1 protein-coding gene (running past both ends of the window) is annotated in these 19,527 nt (G+C 58.2%); it reads right to left on the bottom strand.

All 19,527 nt of this window come from inside a single coding sequence — locus B9Z50_RS16440, Ig-like domain-containing protein, on the bottom strand. Of the gene's 51,462 coding nucleotides, 18,435 precede the window and 13,500 follow it; the stretch shown corresponds to coding positions 18,436–37,962 — codons 6,146 (complete) to 12,654 (complete); reading right to left, the first codon wholly in view occupies positions 19,525 to 19,527. The start codon and the stop codon both lie outside this window.

The raw sequence follows: 19,527 nt of genomic DNA on the forward strand, positions 1-19,527 counted from the left end.
ATTGGCGAGCGACACATCACCCACCTCCGCAACCAAGACCACGTTGCCCGCAGCAACCGCATCGGTGGTTGTTATTACGGCGCCCGCGCCTTGCTGAATTGCGCCAGCAGACAGCACATAGACCGAACCCCCCACACTGCTCGTACCGATACGCGAACCCGCTTGTTGGTCAATGTCCGCCCCAGCGACCAAGCTCAAAGAACCAGCGCTCACGCCCACGTCACCCGCTAAAGTCAGCGCCCCAGACGCGCCACCGGCCTGCAACAGCAAATTGCCCCCGGCAAATACATCCCCGGTCGTCACCATGGTTTGAATGGCGCCATCTAAGGTCTGCAATACCAACTGCCCAGCGCTCGTTAAACCAGCCTGCGCGGTGTCACTGATGCTCTCTGACACCACGCCATCACTGCCAATACGGCTGACCGTGATGACGTCGGTCTCGCCGATCGTCACGTCACTCGCATCACTCACGTATAGGCCACCTGTTCCCGCAACGCCGCTGAGCATCAGCACGTCGGTTTCCAGCGCATTGGCAGCCTGCCCAACGGATTGCCCCGCGCTCAACGCATTCAAACGAAGCTGGCTGGCGTAAACGTCGACCTGCGCATCACCGCCGTCCAAAATACTGCCGCCCAAAGATTGCAGGCTCACGGCACCCCACTGCGACTGATCGACCCCTGTGTTGGAGACACGATCACCCGCAGTTCTGGCGTCTAAAACGCCAACCGTTACGTTGCCGTCGATACCGGCGAGCAGCCTAATATTGCCACCGTCGGTTTGTAAGCGTGCAGCAGCGGACATGGTGATATCCGCCAAACTGCGCGCCGCGCTCAGCTCAATGCTTCCACCGCTGGTCTTCATCACTGCGCTGTCTAAATACAGCTGATCGTGGTTGCTCAAGACCGACAAACTTCCGCTACCCGCGTCGATTAACGTGTTAACCGTCAGGGTGCTAAGGACATCTGTATGGGTGTTCTCAATCAGTACGTTGCCGGTGCCCTGTGCACTCAAAGCCGCATCCACGGTCAACGCGCTCACTACGTTGGACGCTGCGCCCATACCCACGCGCAGAACCAGCGCGCCGTCAAGACCCGTCGTGAGACCTGCAACAGCAGGGCCGGACGCTTGTGCAACGGTGCCGACGCTCAAACCATCGCGTTCGTTCAGGAAGATACCTGCATTCACACCTGTGGCCATTGCTGCAACGGTTCCAACAGCCATCTCAATGGCATTTTCCGCAAGCCCAATACCGTTTTGGGCGACCAAGCTCAGGGTATCGGCTACCACGTTCGTAGTTTGGGCGCCACCAAACAGATCACTGTCGCTGATAGACCCACCCGCTGTCACATTCACCTGCCCGGTGCCCGCACGCAATTGCCCAAGCACGATATCGCCCGAAGCCATTAGACCTTGCGAGCCATCGGTTGTCTCCAGCACCGACTGACGATCCATCACGATATCCCCGCCGGACGCCAACAGCTGAATGGTCTTGCCCGCCATCGTTGTCGCGACCTCGGCGGTGTTTGTCAAAGCAATCTGTCCACTTGAAGTCAGACGCACGTCACCACCACTAGCGCTCACACCAGATGCAATCGTGATGTCACCTGCAAGCGTTGTCAACAAAATATCGCTGTTGCCTGGGACAACAACACCAGCAGCGCTCGTCTCAATAGCGCTCGTCTCAATAGCGCTCGACACCGTCAAATCGCCCGCGCTCACCACGATCGACACCAACGTATCCCCGTCAACCTGTGTGCCGCCGGCACTGATTCCGGCAGACGCGTCCGCGCTGGCCGTGGTATCGACGATTTCGAGATCCGTCGCCTCTTGAATATAAATGGCGCCACTGACGCTGTTTGTGAGCTCCAAACGCGCCACCCGCGTTTGCAAAGCAGCGCCCAGATCCGATGTGCCCGCGGCGCCAATACCCGTCGCGGCCGACAGCACAACGCTTGCTGTGTCGCCGTCGATGTTGAAGCCTCCGCCCACGAGGTTATCTATGATGGCACCCGTGGCACTGCGCACAACAGCAAAACTGCCCACCTGAAGCTGACTCAAATCGATGTCGCCACTAGCATCCAGGCTAACCTGACCAGCCCCACCCGAAGTGGAAATCACGGTGCCACTGCCCATTACGATACGTGCGTCGGCCTTCAGGCTGATGGCAGCGCCCAAGACGCCATCACCAGAGCTTATGTCACCGCCGAGCTCAATGTTTCCGGCCAAAGCACTGACCGTCACGGTGCTGCCCTGACCCAAGGCGACGATGTCAGCACCTTGGGTTAAGACAGCATCAGCTGCGTTTAGCGAGATCGCGCCCTGAGCCGTGATGTTCTGGCTCAGCACGACGTCGCTGCCAAGACCCTCCGCGACCAGGCTGATTGAGCCGCCGCCATCTGCCATGCCTGCATTGTGAATACCGGTGGTGTTGCGGCCATTGAGAATAGCTTGCTCCTCCAAGCTCAACCCCTCCAACAGGCCCATCACCCTGATAGAGCCCTCCATGGCTAGCAGACTGATGTCGCCGGCATCGCTGCTACTTTGCGCCAGGCCCACCACATTGATCCGACTTGGCAAGGTGCCCAGATACGTACCCAGCACGGCCGGGTCAAGGACCGGTCTGATGACCAGCTCAATGTCGCCTGCGCCCGTGTTCAAGACATCAAGGTACTCGGTCATCACCGAGCGCAGCTTGATGCCATTGCCAGCGGTCACGATCAGCTCCTTGCTGGTCATCGACTCAAAATAGGCGTTATCTCTGTCGTTGCTGTTGCTTTGGTAGACGATGCCGGTGGCCGAGTACAGCTCGATCAGCGAGGCGCTCACGGCACTATTGATCGCTATGTTATTGATCGCATCCAAGGTCAGCTTCTTGCCTGGCTCGACAACAAAGGCCACATTATCCTGTGGCGCATCGGCTACCGAAATCGAGCTGCCGAAGATGGACACATTGCTGTGGAACAGGGGAGTCGCCGGGTAGCCAACAACTTTGACGCTGTCGCCGCCAATGAATACCGCGCCGGTGTGCGCCGTTGAGGCATGGAGTGTGCCCGGTGCATTGGCCACCGAGCCGACCACGATATGCGAAAAGCCATGACCCAGCGACTGCAATTCTGCGGTGCTCAGGCTCAAAATAGACTCGTCGTCTTCTTGCACCTGCATGTTGCCGGCCTCATCGGTGTAGGTCAGGTAGGGCGAGCCCACCGCCAGTTTTTGCGTCAGGCTAGTCGAGCGCAGCGTCAGCATGCCTGAGCCACTGATCGCACCAAGCTTGTTAAGCGGCAGGTTGATCTCATCGGCCTCAAGCACGATCTCGCCCGCAACGCCCGAACTCAGGCCTGTAAGCGACAAGGTGCTGGCTTGCGCAAAATCAATCAGGTTCGCGCCGTAAATACGCAAACTGCCGCCGTTGAGCAAGGTCACACCCTGCTGGAAGGTCACGTCACCCGTGGCATAAATCGTCAGGTCCCCGTCAATCACCACGCTTTGTTCAAAGGTCACGTCATCGGCGCGAATCTCCAGGCCCTTGAGCCCCTCAGCTCCGACCCCATTGCTGACCAATGCGCTCAGGAAGACCACATCACCGCCATTGATTGCGTGCAGGTTCAGCGTGTCCGCCACATTGGGGCGCTCGGCCGTGTCTGCGGCATCACCAGCCAGATAAAAGCTTTGTCCTTGGGCACCAAAGACCAGGTCACCCAGGTCAGTGGCGATGGTGCGCGAGCCACTAACCAGCAAAGAGTCATGAATGCTCAGCCCAGTGTCCACCGTCAGGTTGCCGCCCAGCCACGTGGCGTGGCCGGAGCCTTCAATGGTGAGCGACTCCGCGCCCAATGCCTGGTTGATCTGAACGTAAGCACCCGGGCCGCTGGCCAGCAACTTGAGCGGATCGCTAAATTGCACCGCACTGTTGATGATGATCGGGTTGGCCCCCTGCTCACTGCCGATCACAATTTGCCCCAATCCACTGACCAGGTTTGTAACCGACTCAGTGCTCAGGTTCAGCACATCGCTTGCGCCTAAAGCATCACCCAGCACAATGGCACGCCCTGACTCCAAGGGCCGGATAGTCAGGGTCGCATTGGCACTGCGTACCCCAGCGTTGATGACCAGCTCGTTGGCAGCCAGCGTAATGTCTTTGCCACCCGCATCCATCAGCTTGTTGATCGTCTGGCCCCCCGATAGGTTGACGATTTGCGTGTAACCGGCCCGGCTGCTCAAGATCGCGCTACTGCCCAAGGCCAGGCTGTCTGCAGAAATAACCGACGCGTCACCACGCGAGCTGCTGCCCATCACCAGGCTTTGGGCATCCACAAACAGCGCCAGTGGGCTGTACGACCCACCCAACCCGACTTGCCCGATCGCACCGCGGGCCTGCAGATTCAGGTCACCACCGGTTGTCTGCAAGTAGGCACCGTCGGCGGAGCGCAACACGTCGCCGTCGCTCAAGCCATAAGCGGTCGATTCGTCAGCGCTGAGGTTGAACGCAAGCACCTCACCGGTTGTTGCATCCACCTGATACCGACCATTGAGCAGTGCCCACAGCACATTGGACTCAAATACACCGCTCAGTCCTGGATCGCCGCTCACCCAGTTCGAAGCCTCTGGCGTCAACACAATGGAGCCTTGTAGCGCCTCGAGGCCGATATCACCCGTCGCTAGGTCCTGACCAACGCCATCCTGTGCGCCGATGACTCGGATACCAGCGCCCAGGGTGATATCACCCTCCTCGGCGACCACCGTCACCGCACCACCTTGCGTACGGACGTCCTGGTGCAACGCAACGGCACCAGCACCTGCGTAGAGGCTAACCGCGCCTAAGCCCGTCTGGACACCCAGATCGCTCACAACGATATCGCCGCCCAGGGTCCTTAAATCCAACTCGCCCACACCGTCTTGGCGCAGTTGCTTCACCAACGCATCTCCGACTTGTTCGATCACGATATCGCCGGAGTCGGTGTTGAACACGTCAAGCGTTTTCACTTGCGTGCTCAGAGGCGTCGCGGCAGAGCCAACACCCGCCGAGGAGACCAGCACCAACTCCGCGTTAGGAGCCCATATATCCACATCGCTCGCCGCTTGGCCAGCGATACCACCCGCGACAATATTCACCACACCCGCGTAGCTCGTCTTCACAGTGCCCAGCGTCATCACGCCACCGGCAGCCAAACGCAACGCACCACCGCTCGCGTCAATCACCGCAAATTTAGCCATTTGTAGCGCAGCATCGCCCGCATCCACCACCACGGTGCCGCCCTGCGTCGTGACGCCACTCAATTCGGTCATAGCCACGCCGCTCGCGGCTTGCAACGACACAGCACCGCCACCGGAAGACAGCACACCATTGAGCGTCAGCGCACCCACACTGGTGCGCAAGTCAATGGCATGGCCGCTGGTACTGATATCGGCATTCAAGGCCAAATCACCACCAGCAAGCACCGTGATCCGCGATTGCGACGTGCTCCATATTTGGTTGATGTCAACGCCGTCGGCTTCAAAGACCGTGATCTCGGCGCCCGCCTTCACGCTGAGGGTATCCGCTTCAATGGTTGTATCAGCTGGACCTGACGCTGCCATGCGGCTACCCAAGACGACGGCGCCCGTTGCCTCAATGCGCACGTCTCCGCCATCCGCCATGCTTCTCACCCAGACATTGCCACCGGTGGTCGTGATGTTCAGCTGCCCCAAACTGCCTGTCACACTGTTAATGATCACGTTGCCATCGGCCACGATATCCACAGCACCTCCGCTCATCACCAGCGTATCAATCACGAGATCAGCTGAGGCAGTGCCTGCCGCGCCCTGCTCAATCCGAAGATCAGCACCATCTCTCAGCTCAATATTCATGGTGCCCACTTGGGTCTTCAGGCTAACGTCACCGCCGGCATCGAGGTTCAACAGACCCGCGGTCAACTGGCCGCCAATCGCCATGTTGTGTAGCGCACTCAGGTTCAGCACACCCTCGCCGTAGCCCACATCCATATCGGGCACCAGGACCAGCGCATTCCCCGCTGACAGGCTGAGTGTTTCACCCTCATGGCTCGGTAGGCTCACCACGGTCAGGCTCTTGTCTTGCGCCGTCGCAAGGCTAAATGGACCCTCTGGCCGGTCTGTGGACACCAGCACGTAGTCGTAATCTCTGACCTGTGGCGCAGCATCGGCGGCATAGTTCTGTGCGTAACTCTGCACCACAAACGACTGATTTGCGGCGTTCGCGGTGAGTGTCACCGACTGCCCCACAACGCTTGCCTGCACGGCACTCGCAGCACTCAGCTTGCTGGCTAAGGTATTGAGAACCGACTCCCAGCTCAGCGCGACCGTGCTGCCCGAGGCCAAGGTGTCACCCACACGCACGGTTTGTGCAACACCATCCACACTAATGCTGTAAGCCGTATCAGCGTCGACCGTGCCACCGAAGCTCACGCTCGTCTCCTGTGCCACCGGCGTTCCCGCATGCACCGTCGGTGTGGTTGCGCTGGCGTACGTTGTGGTCTCAACGCCCGCGTAATCTACCGCAGCACCGCCCACTGAAAACGCCACATTCGGCGTTTGGGCGACCATAGTCAACTTGCGGCTACTCGCATCGAAGGTCACAGACAACTTCGTGCCAACCTGTGTGTCGTCAACGATCTGATTCTCGCCAAACTCAATCTTGGTAGCCAAATCAGCCAGTACCGCATCCCACGTCGACGCCACTTGGCCTGTCGCGTCGCCAAGCACCGTCTTGTAGGTGCGCTCGCCAACGCTCACGGCAAACGTCACGCCGGGCACCAAGCTGAAATCGTCATCCACCAAGGTGTCGTCCACAAACGCGATGTCGCTGCGCTGCGCAACCGACTCTCCGTGCAGAACCAACGGTGTGGCCGGATCGCCCTCAACCGCTGCTGCAAGTGAGGCGTAAACGCCGTTGACGCTAAACGGCTGGGCATTCAGTCCGGTGAGGGTTAAGGTCTCACCACTGACGGATCCGGTCAACGCGGTATCGGTCTCGATGCGCGTCTTGAGCGCGGACAGGACGCTGTCCCAATCCGACGTCACAACCAAACGGTCTGCGCGTGCCGTAACGTCACTCTCACTACTGTCGGCATTGATGGCGGCTACCAAACCGGCCAACACGGTATCGGTCGTGTCCTCAGGGTAGGCGGTGAAGCTTGCAACCACATCACCAATCGTCAACACATACACATTACCTTTGTCGACTGGCATACCGGTTAAATCAAGGTAGCGCGTATCACCAACACCCGCTGGCGTTGTCTGCACGTTGGCAACCCACAACGCCACCACGGGGTCGGCTACCGTCACACCCTCTTCATCTGTCACGGTCAAAGACACCGTTGTGCGCTCGCCCAAACCATTACCACTCAGGGCAATACCCAGGTTTTCGCCGGTTTGCACCCTGTGAGCCACACCGTCCAACACCACGGTGTAGACCGTTTTATCAGCGACTGAACCGGCGTAGCTTACCTGCGTGACCTGCATTTGGTTGGTGTCCGCTGCTTGCGTGGTTTGCTGCACCGTTGCACCCAAGCTGCTCAGCGGCGTCACCGCGACGGCGTTGATACTGAAAGGCGTGTTATCCACCGCACCGACCAACTGCAAACGGTGGGCGGCCTCCTCTGCGCTATTCACAAACAGCGTGTCAAAGCCATTACTGCTCGTCGCTGTAATCGCTGCCGCGCTGGCACCAGACGATATCCATAGCACGCTGCCCACAACGCGTGTGGTGAAGTCCGCCGGATATTGCGCCTGCAACGCCGCAGCCAAACCCGCCGCACGGTCAGAACCCGAAACGCCCTTCATGGCGTCAAAGGTCACGCGCTTACCCTCGATGTCTAAGGTATAAACCGCCGCTTGTGCCGAGCGCACGCCGCTTAAGTCAACCGAACGCTCTTGCAGCACAGTAACGGCCTCGCCCTGCTCAATCAGGTGCGCCAGCGCCGCACCAACCGAGAGCCATGTAGCGGCTACCGTCTGGCCTCCCACCACATCGCCGACCTGCACGCTGTAGTCGGTGCCGTTAACCTGAATGCTGTACAGCGTGTCCTCGACCACAAGTGATCCGCTCGGAGCAAACGTGACGGCACTTTGCTGCGCGGCATCGGCGCTAATGCGCACCACGGGTGTCGTACCGGCGTCGCTCACCGCGCCTTGCACCACGCCACCGACGGGGCGCGTGAGGGTCACGGCGTCCACATAGAAAGCCGTATTCGCCTGCGTGGCGTCTAGCGTCACCGTAAACGTGTTGGCATCCACCGTCGCACGAATCGTCTTTTCACCGCCCACCAGGTGGTCTGCCTCAATCGCCGCGGCCAGGCGCTGCAGTAAGGCTGACACTTCCTCGCCTTGATTGGTCACCACGGTATCGACGGCACTCCCGCTCACGTCATCGCGGATGCGCACGGTGTACACGTCACCCAGCGCGCTGTCTGAGGCGAGAGCCAAGCGGTTGCGTTGGTAGGCGTCTACGCCCGCCACCGTTGCCGTGGTTGTTGTAATGTCTGCCGTCGCGCCGCCCACGTCCGTACTCGCTGTCAGCGTGCGTCCGTTGCTTGTAACAGCGAAGTGGCTCTGCATCGCCGTACCCGTTTGCCCCAAGGTCCCGGTGCCCGTCGCCGTGAAGACCTCGCCCACCGCGTTTGCGCCAGCCCCCAGCGCCGTGAAATCGGTGTCGCCCACAGTCGAGATGACATAGGTGTTACCCACCTCAAATGCGCCCGCGGACACCACCTCGTAAGCGGTCTGCGTTTTCCACAACACAATGAAACTGCCGTCGGCCAGCGCCTGCACGCTGTCCAGCGTTTGTGCACCAGTGGTCTGCGCGGTTACCCATGCGTTGTCGCCAACCTGCATACCGCCGGCGTCAAACAACTGGCTATAGATGTGTGAGCCATCGTCATTACCCGTTGTCCAAAGCGCAACAAAACCACCCGCGTCCAGCGCCTGTACCGCACTCAACGTCAAGTCACGGTAGCCCGTGCTATTGATCTGAAAGACCGCTCCATTGAGGTCGCCCGCCGCATCAATGCGCTGCCCGTAAAGGTGCATCACGTCCGCTTCCTGCGACGTCCACAGCACCACAAAACCAGCGCTAACGACCTCGCCTGAGCTGCTCGCGACCTGCAACGACTGCACGATGGGCGCGTCCAGCGCATCCAGCACTGCATCGGATAACACAGCGCTGGTGTGTATAGGTGTCACGGCGCCTGCGCTATTCCCAGAGCTGTCATAAGCCTGGGCATAAATAGTTCGCGTACCGGCGGCGATGGTGGTCCAAATCATTTCAAACCCGCCACCTGCGAGCCCGGCAATCGTCGCCAGCGACGGCGCGCGCAAGGCCGTGTTCTCAAGTAGCGTGCCATCTGCACCAAACACCCGACCTGACATCTCTCCACTGGCCAGCGACCATGTGACGATAAACGTCCCGTCAAACAACACCTGCACCATCGGCGCACCGACGGCAGCGGTTTGGTCCGTGTTCAAAAGGCTAACCGTGCCAACCGGCAAGCCCTTGTCATTGAACGTTTGGCTATAAACCTCACGACCAGTCGAGGTCGTTGACGTAGTGACCATCACAAACCCACCGCCCAACAGGTCTTGCGTGAGGTAGGAGTCACCCAGCGTCATCGCTTGTGCGTTCGCTTTGAACACATCGATCGAGTCTACCGGTGCACCGTAAGCCGGGTTGATCCGCTGGCCCAGGCTTGCACCTGCATCGCGCACCAAGCTGTCTGAGCTGCTCGACACAAAATCAGGCAGGGCGGGCGCAGAAAAGCCCGCCGAAGAAACACTAACAAAGCCCGGCGGCACAGCGGTCGGCGCCACATAATTTGACACCGTCGTGCTAAAGGCTTGGGTGAACGTGCTCGTGCTCGCTGTCAAGGCCACAGTAAGGGTGGCGACAGACTCGTCGCCCATGCCGTCAAGGAGTTCGCTCTGCGTCTGGCTAGAGCCTGCGCTCAACAGTTCGGGCAAGGTGTTGGCAACGTTGGAGACCAGGGCCGGGTAAGTGCCATCGACCGACTGCACAACGCCCGATCCATCACCGACCACGTAGCCGTTGAAGCTGGCCTGGCTCAAATACGACGGCGTAATGGCCGTTACCAAAGGCGTGACGATGCTCGAGGCAGGCTCGGCCAACAAACTAGACACTGTGGTGCTGCGCGAGGTTGCCACCCCGCTGACCGTGGTGTCAACTGCTGATAAATTCACTTGGCCGGTTGCAGCGGACAGGTACAACGACGCGGGGTTAAGCGTTGCGCCAAAAACAGGCTCGTAATTGCCAAGACTAGGCAATGAAATGGTCACATCATTGAACTGCACAGCCTTAACCAATGCAAGTTCGTCGTAGCCATCGTCGCCGTCAGCTGGGTTGAGGTCTGTGATGCCCCAAACGTGATCAGTCAACATTGTTAGACGGTAGTCGGAAGAATTGCCGCTGTACACCGCCACGCCGGCATCTGGCACCTGTGGACCACCTAGGGCTTCAAGGCTATATCGCGCCCACCAGGGCACCTGTGAACCGTCGAGGCCTTCAGTGCTATATCGGGTATGCCAGATCCACGTGTTGTCTGGAAGTGCAAGCTTCGCAAACATCCCACCTGGACCGCCCGTATCTGTACCCGAAACTCGAATCGAATTCCAGCCTTGCCGCAGAGAGACGCCTACAGTGAAATATTTTGTATAACCGCTCTCGGTGAGCACTCTAGAGCCATTGATATCTACAAAACCGTAGTTATCGACGGAGTAATATAAGGTGGCGGACACAGCAGTAGGAGAGTAGTACTGCCAAGTCTGATCGGTGGTGCCGTTGGTGGGGATATGGACGCCGAGATCCCGGATGTAGGATGCCCACGCCATTTCCTGCACGGGCTTTGGCAGGTATGTGTTCCCGGCATAATACCCCCCTGCTTCACCCACCAAACGATCGTTGCCTGCTCCGCCTGCAAGCAGTGACGTTGCGGCAGTGGCTGTAAGCGTATCGTTGCCCGTTGTCCCCGAAAGAGTGGTGGCGGTTAATTGGTAGGCTTGGTCTGCAAACTGCAACACCTCCACAGAGACCAGGGTGTCGGTGCCATCGGGCGAGTTGGTCCTTTGATCGGTCACCGTCCAATTGCCGTCCGCTGTTGCGGCTATGCGGTAGTCGGCGTAATTGCCTGCGTAGACGGCAACGTCGGTGAGCCGGTCGCTGCCGTTCAGAGTGTCATTACCCGCGCCACCGACCATGAGCAATTCACTCAACACGAAACTGCCAAAGACATCTTGCCCGTAAGCCGTGTTGTCCGCGTCACTTTGCGACTGATTAGCGACCCACGTGACAAAGATACGCCCATCGGCCAGTTCAGTTATCGAAGGATCCCCTCTAAAACCTGAAATGCCCCCGCTTGTCGAGTTAACCAGAACCGCCGAGCCGACAGCATCGGCGTTCGAATCAAATTGCCGAAGGAAAATGTCTGTCCCCGTCGCCCAGGTTACTGCAAAACCGCCACCCGCTAACGTAATTAAATCTGACTGGCCACTGGCCGTGGCGATAAAGGTCGACCGGGTAGTCCCGTTCAGGTTTAAAACACCAGCGTATACCGTATTGTTGGCCTTGAACGATAGTACAAAACCACTGCTGTCTTTCAGTGCCTTTATATCTATCGAGGCTTGGTCAATGTTTGATCCGACACCAGAGAACACAAGGTCTCGAACAAATGCGCCATCTCCGTCAAATACCCTAATCGATATAGCCTGGGTACCGGTTAACCAAGAGATTCCAAATCCTCCACTTGGCAACGCGGCTGTCTGTGGATTCCCAACATCAACATTCAAAATGTTGTCGGCGTATGTCGTGCCGGTACCGTTACCAGGGCCGGTGGCAATAAATTTAAGGCCTGCCGTATTGCTTACTGCACCTACCTGCTTAAAGTCAGTATTGCCAAGGGTCGCAATTTCATATGTGCGCCCAGGCTCAAGCTGGCCAGCAGGTACTGTATCGTGAATGGGTTCACCGTCTGAACCAAAGCGTTTGAAAGCTATCGTTTGAAGATTTGGTGTCGCCTTATTCAAACTGACAACATCGTGCCAAGTTGCTATGACACCGCCGTCTGCCAATTCCGCCACTCCGCCCCAGAACTGATGCTCAATAACTTGAGTACTTACCAGAAATGTTTCGCGTAATACGTCACCATTTGCGTCAAAATGCTTAGCATAAATATCTGATCGGGTCCCGGCCCCCGGCCAGTGACGCCAAAATATCATAAAGCTGCCATCACCGAGGCCAGCTGCAAAAGCCTTATACCCCTGAGTATTGCCTACGTTCGATTCAACACGAACTTCTTGCCCAATTTTTTGCCCATCTGCACCGTAAATTTGGAATGTTGGATACTCCCAATAGCTCGTACCAGACCGCAGAGCCGATGACGTGTAAGCCACAACAAACCCGCCCCCTGCCAGAGATGCAACATCAGGGTTTCTCTGGTCCCTGAGCATTTCAGATACTGGAAATTCTGTCGATCCAAGCACGTCATCACCGGAGGTACCAACCTTGGGCAACGCCGAGATCTCATAGGCCATATCAGCAAACTGCAGCGCCTCGACGCTGATGAGCTTGTCCGTGCCTTCAGGCGAGTTGGTGCGCAGGTCCTTGATTTGCCAGTTGCCGTCGGTCAAAGGCGAAATCTGATACTCGGAGAAGTTGCCAGCGTAATAGGCGGTGTCGTAACCACCCGCGCCACTGATCGTATCGTTGCCACCGCCGCCGCTGAACAGGTCGTTAGCGTCGGTGCCTGTCAGTGGCTCTGGGCCTGAGCCGCCAGTGGCCGGGGCATCAACGGTGTAGCTGGCATCGGCAAACTGCAAAACTTCGATGCCATACAGGGTGTCAACGCCATCCCCGGCAATAACAGCAAACGTTGGGGCATTGCATTTAATTGCATAGTCACCCCCCCCCATACTCCTAATAGAAGCCGCGTATGCGGATGTGCCATCAGCTAACTTTGCAATGGCTGCCGGTAGTGTGAAATAAGTCCAACTGCTATTGGCGCCGGCATAAGTGACCGCTCCGTCATATATGTCGAGTATTTTTAGTTCTTTGATTTGACTGGCGTCACCACTTATGACCCGGTTGTCAACGTAGATACGGTTTATTGCGGTATTGATGTAAGCCCACTCAACTCCGCCTGCGACGATGGTGCCTTTGGTACCCAGTTCTGCGACGTTATGCGTAACCTGCACGCCATAACCGGCAGTTGTTGTCAGGGTGTAGTCGGCATAGTTACCGGCAAAGACCGCAATATCTTGGCCCGCCCCGCCGTTGAGGGTGTCGTTGCCCCCAAGACCAATAAGCACATCGTTACCCGAGGTGCCGCTTAACGCAAATGCGCCCTCGGATGAGTCTACAAAAAAGCTACTCGAGAGATCAACGGCCTGGTCTTTGAACTGCAAGGTCTTGATGCCAATGACTTTGTCCGTGCCATCGTTGCCATCAACGGTGGTGTCGATGTCTTTGACCTGCCAGTTGCCATCCAGCGTTGCGGTGATGCGGTAGTCGGCGTAATTGCCAGCAAAGACGGCGACATCGTTGGCTTGCTGACCCTGCAATGTGTCGTCGCCTACGCCGCCAATCAGCACATCCGCTCGTGTGCTGTCGCCAGTTAATGCGTTGTTCTGACTATCCCCAAGCGTCGTGACGGCGGTGATCTTGTAAGCCAGGTCGTTGAACTGCAACGTTTTAATGCTGATCAGCTTATCCGTGCCATCCGGTGAGTTGGTGCGCAAGTCCTTGACCTGCCAGTTGCCATCGGCCAGCGGGCTGATCAGGTAGTCTGCATAGTCACCAGCGTACAGCGCGATGGTGTTGTCGTCATGTCCGGTCAGGGTATCGTTGCCGGCCAGCCCCAGCAAAATTTGCATTTCTGCTGTGGCCTGCAAAGGATTCGCCCCTTCGTCGCCAACATAAATAGCTGCCGGTTTGTAGGACTGGTCTGCAAACTGTAAGACCTCGATCGAGAACAGCTTGTCTGTGCCGTCGGGGCCCTGAACTTGCCAGCTGCCATCAACCCTCGGGGCCAGAGTGTATTGATCGTAATTACCGGAGTACACCACCACATCCATGCTGCCAACGCCTGTGATGGTGTCGTCACCCGCGGTATTGACATGTAACACGCTGTTGAAGTCATAGGAGCTGTCAGCAAACTGCAAGCGCTCAACCCGAATCAGCTGGTCAGTGCCATCACGCAGGGCGTTTGAGTCTTTCACCTCCCAGTACCCGTTGGACAAACCCCTGATCGAGTAATCGGCAAAATTGCCCGAGTACACCATCAGGTCATTGCCGGCGCCGCCGTCGATGGTGTCGTTGCCAGCGCCACCAACCAACAACTCGTCGGCACTGGTGCCCGTCAGCGTGTTGTTCTGCGCGTATTTTGGCCACGCGGTGATCGTGTAAGTGGTGTCGGCAAACTGCAGGGCCTCTATGCCAATCAGGGTGTCGGTGCCCTCATCGCCAAAATCATAAGTCGCTGTGGTGTCAGTGGGGTTGTTGTCAATCACCTGCCAGTTGCCATCGCCATTGAGGCGCATCAGGTATTGGCCCGCATCGCCTGCAAACACGGCAACGTCGACGCCCGCACCACCTGTCAAGGTGTCGTTGCCGGCAAGCCCGATCAGCACATCATTGCCAGCGCCAGCATTCAGTGCAGAGCTCAACGCATTGCTGGCAGAAGTGCCCAGCGTGATGTTGGCTGTGATGGTGTAGGTCAGGTCCGCAAACTGCAAGGCTTCGATGCCCGTGAGCTTGTCGGTGCCGTCATCGCCACCTGCTGATGGGTTGGTGTCCAAGACCTGCCAGTAGCCGTCCAAAGTGGCGGTGATTCGGTAGTCGGCAAAACTGCCCGCAAACACCGCCACGTCGTAACCTTCGCCGCCGTTGATCTCATCATTGCCAGCCCCACCAATCAGCACATCGTTGCCGCCCAACCCAGACAAAGTGTCTGTGCTGCCAGAACCCTTGAGCAGGTCATCAAAATCGGTTGCGACAGCAACTGGCGCGGCGAGCAGGGTGTAGGCCTGGTCCTTGAACTGCAAGGCTTCAATGCCGATAAGCTTGTCGGTGCCATCGGCGCCATCTAGCGTGGCGTCCAGATCGCGCACCTGCCAATTGCCATCAGCAAGTGGCGTGATCAGATAGTTGGCAAAGTTGCCGGCAAAAACTGCCGTGTCGTGGCCCGCACCACCAGTCAGCGTGTCGTCACCACCCAGGCCAATCAGCACATCATTGCCCACGCCAGCATTGAGCGCAGAGCTCAACGCGGTACCGGCAGCGGTTCCCAGGGTGATATTGGCTTCGATCTGGTAGGTCTGGTCTGTAAACTGCAGGGCTTCGATGCCCGTGAGCTTGTCGGTACCGTCTGGCGAATTGGCCCGCAAATCCAAGACCTGCCAGTAACCGTCCAGTGTGGCCGTGATGCGGTAGTCGGCAAAGCTGCCTGAGTACACCGCCACGTCGTAGCCAATTTCACCGGTGACCGTGTCATCTCCACCGTTAAGCAGATCGTCGCCACCCTGGCCAATCAGCACATCATTACCAAGGCCGCCATCAAGCGTATTTGCCGAGACGTTACCAAGGACAATATCGGTGCTCAGCACAAAGGTGGGGTTAAAGGATGCGTCCGCGCGGTCAGCAAACTGCAGCGCCTCGATGCCTGTGAGGGTGTCTGTGCCATCGGGCGAACCGCTGCGCAGATCCCTGACCTGCCAATTACCGTCTGTTGTAACGGTAATGCGGTAGTCAGCATAGTCACCGGCGTAAACCGCCACGTCGTACCCGCCTGCACCATTGAGCGCATCGTCGCCGCCCAAGCCAATCAGCACATCGTTGCCGGCGGTAGTGGTGACGGCGTTGGTCCCGAGCGTGTCGACCGTTGGCGTGACCAATAGCGTGAAGTTCGGGCCGCTTGCACTATCTGCAAACTGAAGCGCCTCAATGCCGATGAGCTTGTCGGTGCCCTCGGGCGAGTCGCTACGCAGGTCCCTGACCTGCCAGTTGCCATCTGTGGTGGCGGTGATGCGGTAGTCGGCGAAGTTGCCGGCGTACACCGCCACATCGTAACCGTCTGCGCCCGTCAGGGTGTCGTTGCCGCCCAAACCAATGAACACATCCGAGCCAGTACCCCCAAGCCGACTGCTCGCGTCTGTGTCGCCCAGATGCATGTCCGCAACAATCTGATAGTCCACGTCTGCAAACTGCAAACGGGTGATGCCCACGAGCTTGTCTGTGCCGTCGTCGCCGTCTGCTGCGTAGGTGTCTTTGACTTGCCAGTTTCCGTCTAGCGTTGCCGTGATGCGGTAGCCTGCGTAGTTGCCCGCAAATACGGCAACGTCGTAGCCTGCACCGCCCGTTAGGGTGTCGTTGCCGCCCAAGCCTATGAGGAAGTCGTTATCTGCGCTGCCCGTCAAGGCGTCGTTGACATCGTTGCCACTGGCATCGCGCGTGCCAACCCTGGTGCCGGCCGAGATCTGATAGGTCAGGTCAGCGAACTGCAGGGTGGTGATACCGATTAGCTTGTCAACGCCATCGTCGCCGTCTGTTGCATCGGTGTCCTTGACTTGCCAGTTTCCGTCCAGCGTGGCCGTGATACGGTAGCCGTTGGCGTTACCCGCGTAAACCGCCACATCGCCGAGTTCGCCCATGAGCGTGTCATCGCCAGCACCGCCAACCAAGACATCATCCTGGTTCACGAACCCAGTCAAGACATTATTTTGCGCGGTGCCCAAAATGGGCTTCAGGCTAATGTGGTACGTGGTGTCAACGAACTGCAGCGCCTCAATACCAATGAGCGTGTCGGCGCCATCATCGCCATCAGCCACTAGCAGGTCGGTCACCAGCCAATGGCCCGCTGGCGTCGCCGCGATCAGGTAGTCGGTAGACAAGCCGGAGAATACCGCCACGTCACTGCCAGCACCACCAATTAATGTGTCATCGCCACCAAGGCCGATCAACACATCGTCAGCTCTGTCGACAGTCTCGCCAGTTACAACTACCTCGCCAGTCGCCAACTGACTCACCACCGGCGCACCAATGAAGGTCATCTGAGCGCCGTCAATGCTTGCATCGGCTGCGTAGAACTGGGCATAGCCATGGGTGTAGCCCGCAAAGTCAGCCGACCAGCTGGTAACGAAACGCCCGCCAGCCAGCGCCAAAACATCAGGCGCCCCATCAAAGACCAACGGACTACCCACCGCTGCACCCACGCTATCGACCACCTGCGCGTAATGCAAGACCTGCGTCGTGTCATGCCAGTCGGCAACAAAGCCACCGCCCACTAGCGCGGTGATATTGGGGGCATAGCCAACATCAAGCACCGCACCTGCAGCCGCTGCGTCGGCCCCGTATGCCTGAACATGATGCTTGCCATCGCTGGTGTCCAACCACTCAGCTACAAAATGACCATCGGCAAGCGCGGTGAAGCGCGGCTCGAAGCTGAACGTGTGTTCGCCCCCAACCGCAACCGATAGGGCATCAAAGGCTTGTGCAAAATAGGTGGTGCTTCCCGCGGCCGATGATGACCAGGTCGCCAGTAAGCCTCCGTTGCTTAACGCGACAAACGATGGCTGTACGTCAAAGGCCAACAGAGCGCCCACCGCAGTGCCATTTGCTGCGTACTTCTGAACGGGGTAGCTCGTCGTTCCCGCGGACGATTGCAAGCCCGTCACCACATACCCACCATCGCGCAGCGCCGTGAGTTCGCCTGTTATCTCGGTCGTCGTCCCGCCCACACTAAAGGTGTTGAAGACCTGTAAGTAGTTGATTGCACTGGTCGTGGGCTCACCACCCGCCAGGGGCTGAGCCCAACGAAGTGCAAAGCCACCGTCACTGAGCGCTGTGGCGTTCGGCATGCTGACATAACTGGACGTTGTTGTCGCAGCGTCACCGTTGGCGGCGTATATCTGCATGAAACCTTCGCCGTTCGCGGCATCTGCCCACGTCGCGACAAAGCCTGCACGCGTCAGCTGCGTGAACACGGGGGTACCACTAAACGACAACTGAGCGCCAACCGAGGCGCCATCTGCTGCAAAAATTTGCGCCAGATAGTCGGTGGTGCCACTGTCATCATGTGCCCAGGTGGCCACGACGGAACCACTGCTCAACACCGTGAATGTGGCGGGATCCGTGAAGTCAATCACGTTGGTGTTGGCGGTGCCATCAGCGCCGTAAATTTGTGCGTGATGCGTTAGCACGCCAGATGCACTGGTCGACCAACTCACAACAAAGCGCCCATCGCTCAGCGGCTGCAGCGTCTGGAGGCTCTGGCTTAGTTGACCAATCGGATCAACCGTGACGTCCAGTACATCACTGCGGTCAGCGCCATCCACCACGGACACCGCCACCCGACGCAACTCCAGCTGCGCGGTATCGATGGTGTTGTTAGCGTCATCGCCCGACAGCGGTGAATTGGGTAGTTGGTACGACAGATCTGCGAACTGCACGCCCTCGACATCGACCAGTACATAGCTCAAGCGATCACTGCCATCCGCGGCCACCCCCGTGGTGGTATCCGTCACTTGCCAGTCACCATCCAGGGTAGCGGTGACCAAGTAATCAGCCGCATTACCAGCGAAGACCACTAAATCATTGGCGGTCAAGCCTGTAAACGTCCCCTCGGCGTCGGCGAAAAACGGGGTAGCATTGAGCTCAAATGTGCGGTCACTGAACTGCAAAGCCTCCATGTCTATAAGCAGATCCACTGCGTCGGTGGCAAGGTCTGTTCCATCAATCGCCACACCGCGCGCATCGCTCACTTGCCAACCTGCCGATGTCGCTCGAATCACATAGTCGGCAAACGCACCAGCGTATACCGCCACGTCATATCCACCGCCGCCGTTGAGGACATCATCACCGCCAAGGCCGATGAATACGTCTTGACCATCAGCACCATTGACAGCGTTAGGAACCATGGCATCTGGGCCAGCGGTGCCCACCGTGATCAGGGCACCAATCTCGTAGCTTTGATCTGCAAATTGCAGCGTCGTGATACCACTCAAAACATCGGTGCCATCATCGCCATCCAGCGTACGCGTGTCTTTGACCTGCCAGAACCCGTCCACTGTCGCGGTGATCTCGTAACCGGCGTAGTCGCCGGAGAAGACGGCAAGATCAGTCACACCGCCGTGGAGGGTGTCGTTGCCCTCCCCGCCGATCAGCAGGTTATAGCCGCGGCTGAGCCCATTCATGGCACCATGAAGGACGTCGTCACCTGCACCGGCCACCAAGATGTCGTTGCCAAGTGTGCTTGTAAGCACATCAGATCCGGCAGTGCCTAGAAGTGGTATGCCAAAACGCTGACCATAGATATCTAGCTCATCAGCGTCGGTAGAGGTCCAGATGACCGTAAATCCGGTGTCATCAGAGGCCTTGACGACAGGCTCGTAATTATCGCCACTGGCTTGGGTGTAGACACCAAATTCGGTCCCAACGGCGTCGCCGTCCTTATCAAAGAACTGGCCGTAAATATCGCGGTTTCCACTCTGATCGCTGGATGTCCATAACAC

It is taken from the genome of Limnohabitans sp. Bal53 (genome assembly GCF_003063355.1).
Taxonomy (GTDB): domain Bacteria; phylum Pseudomonadota; class Gammaproteobacteria; order Burkholderiales; family Burkholderiaceae_C; genus Limnohabitans_A.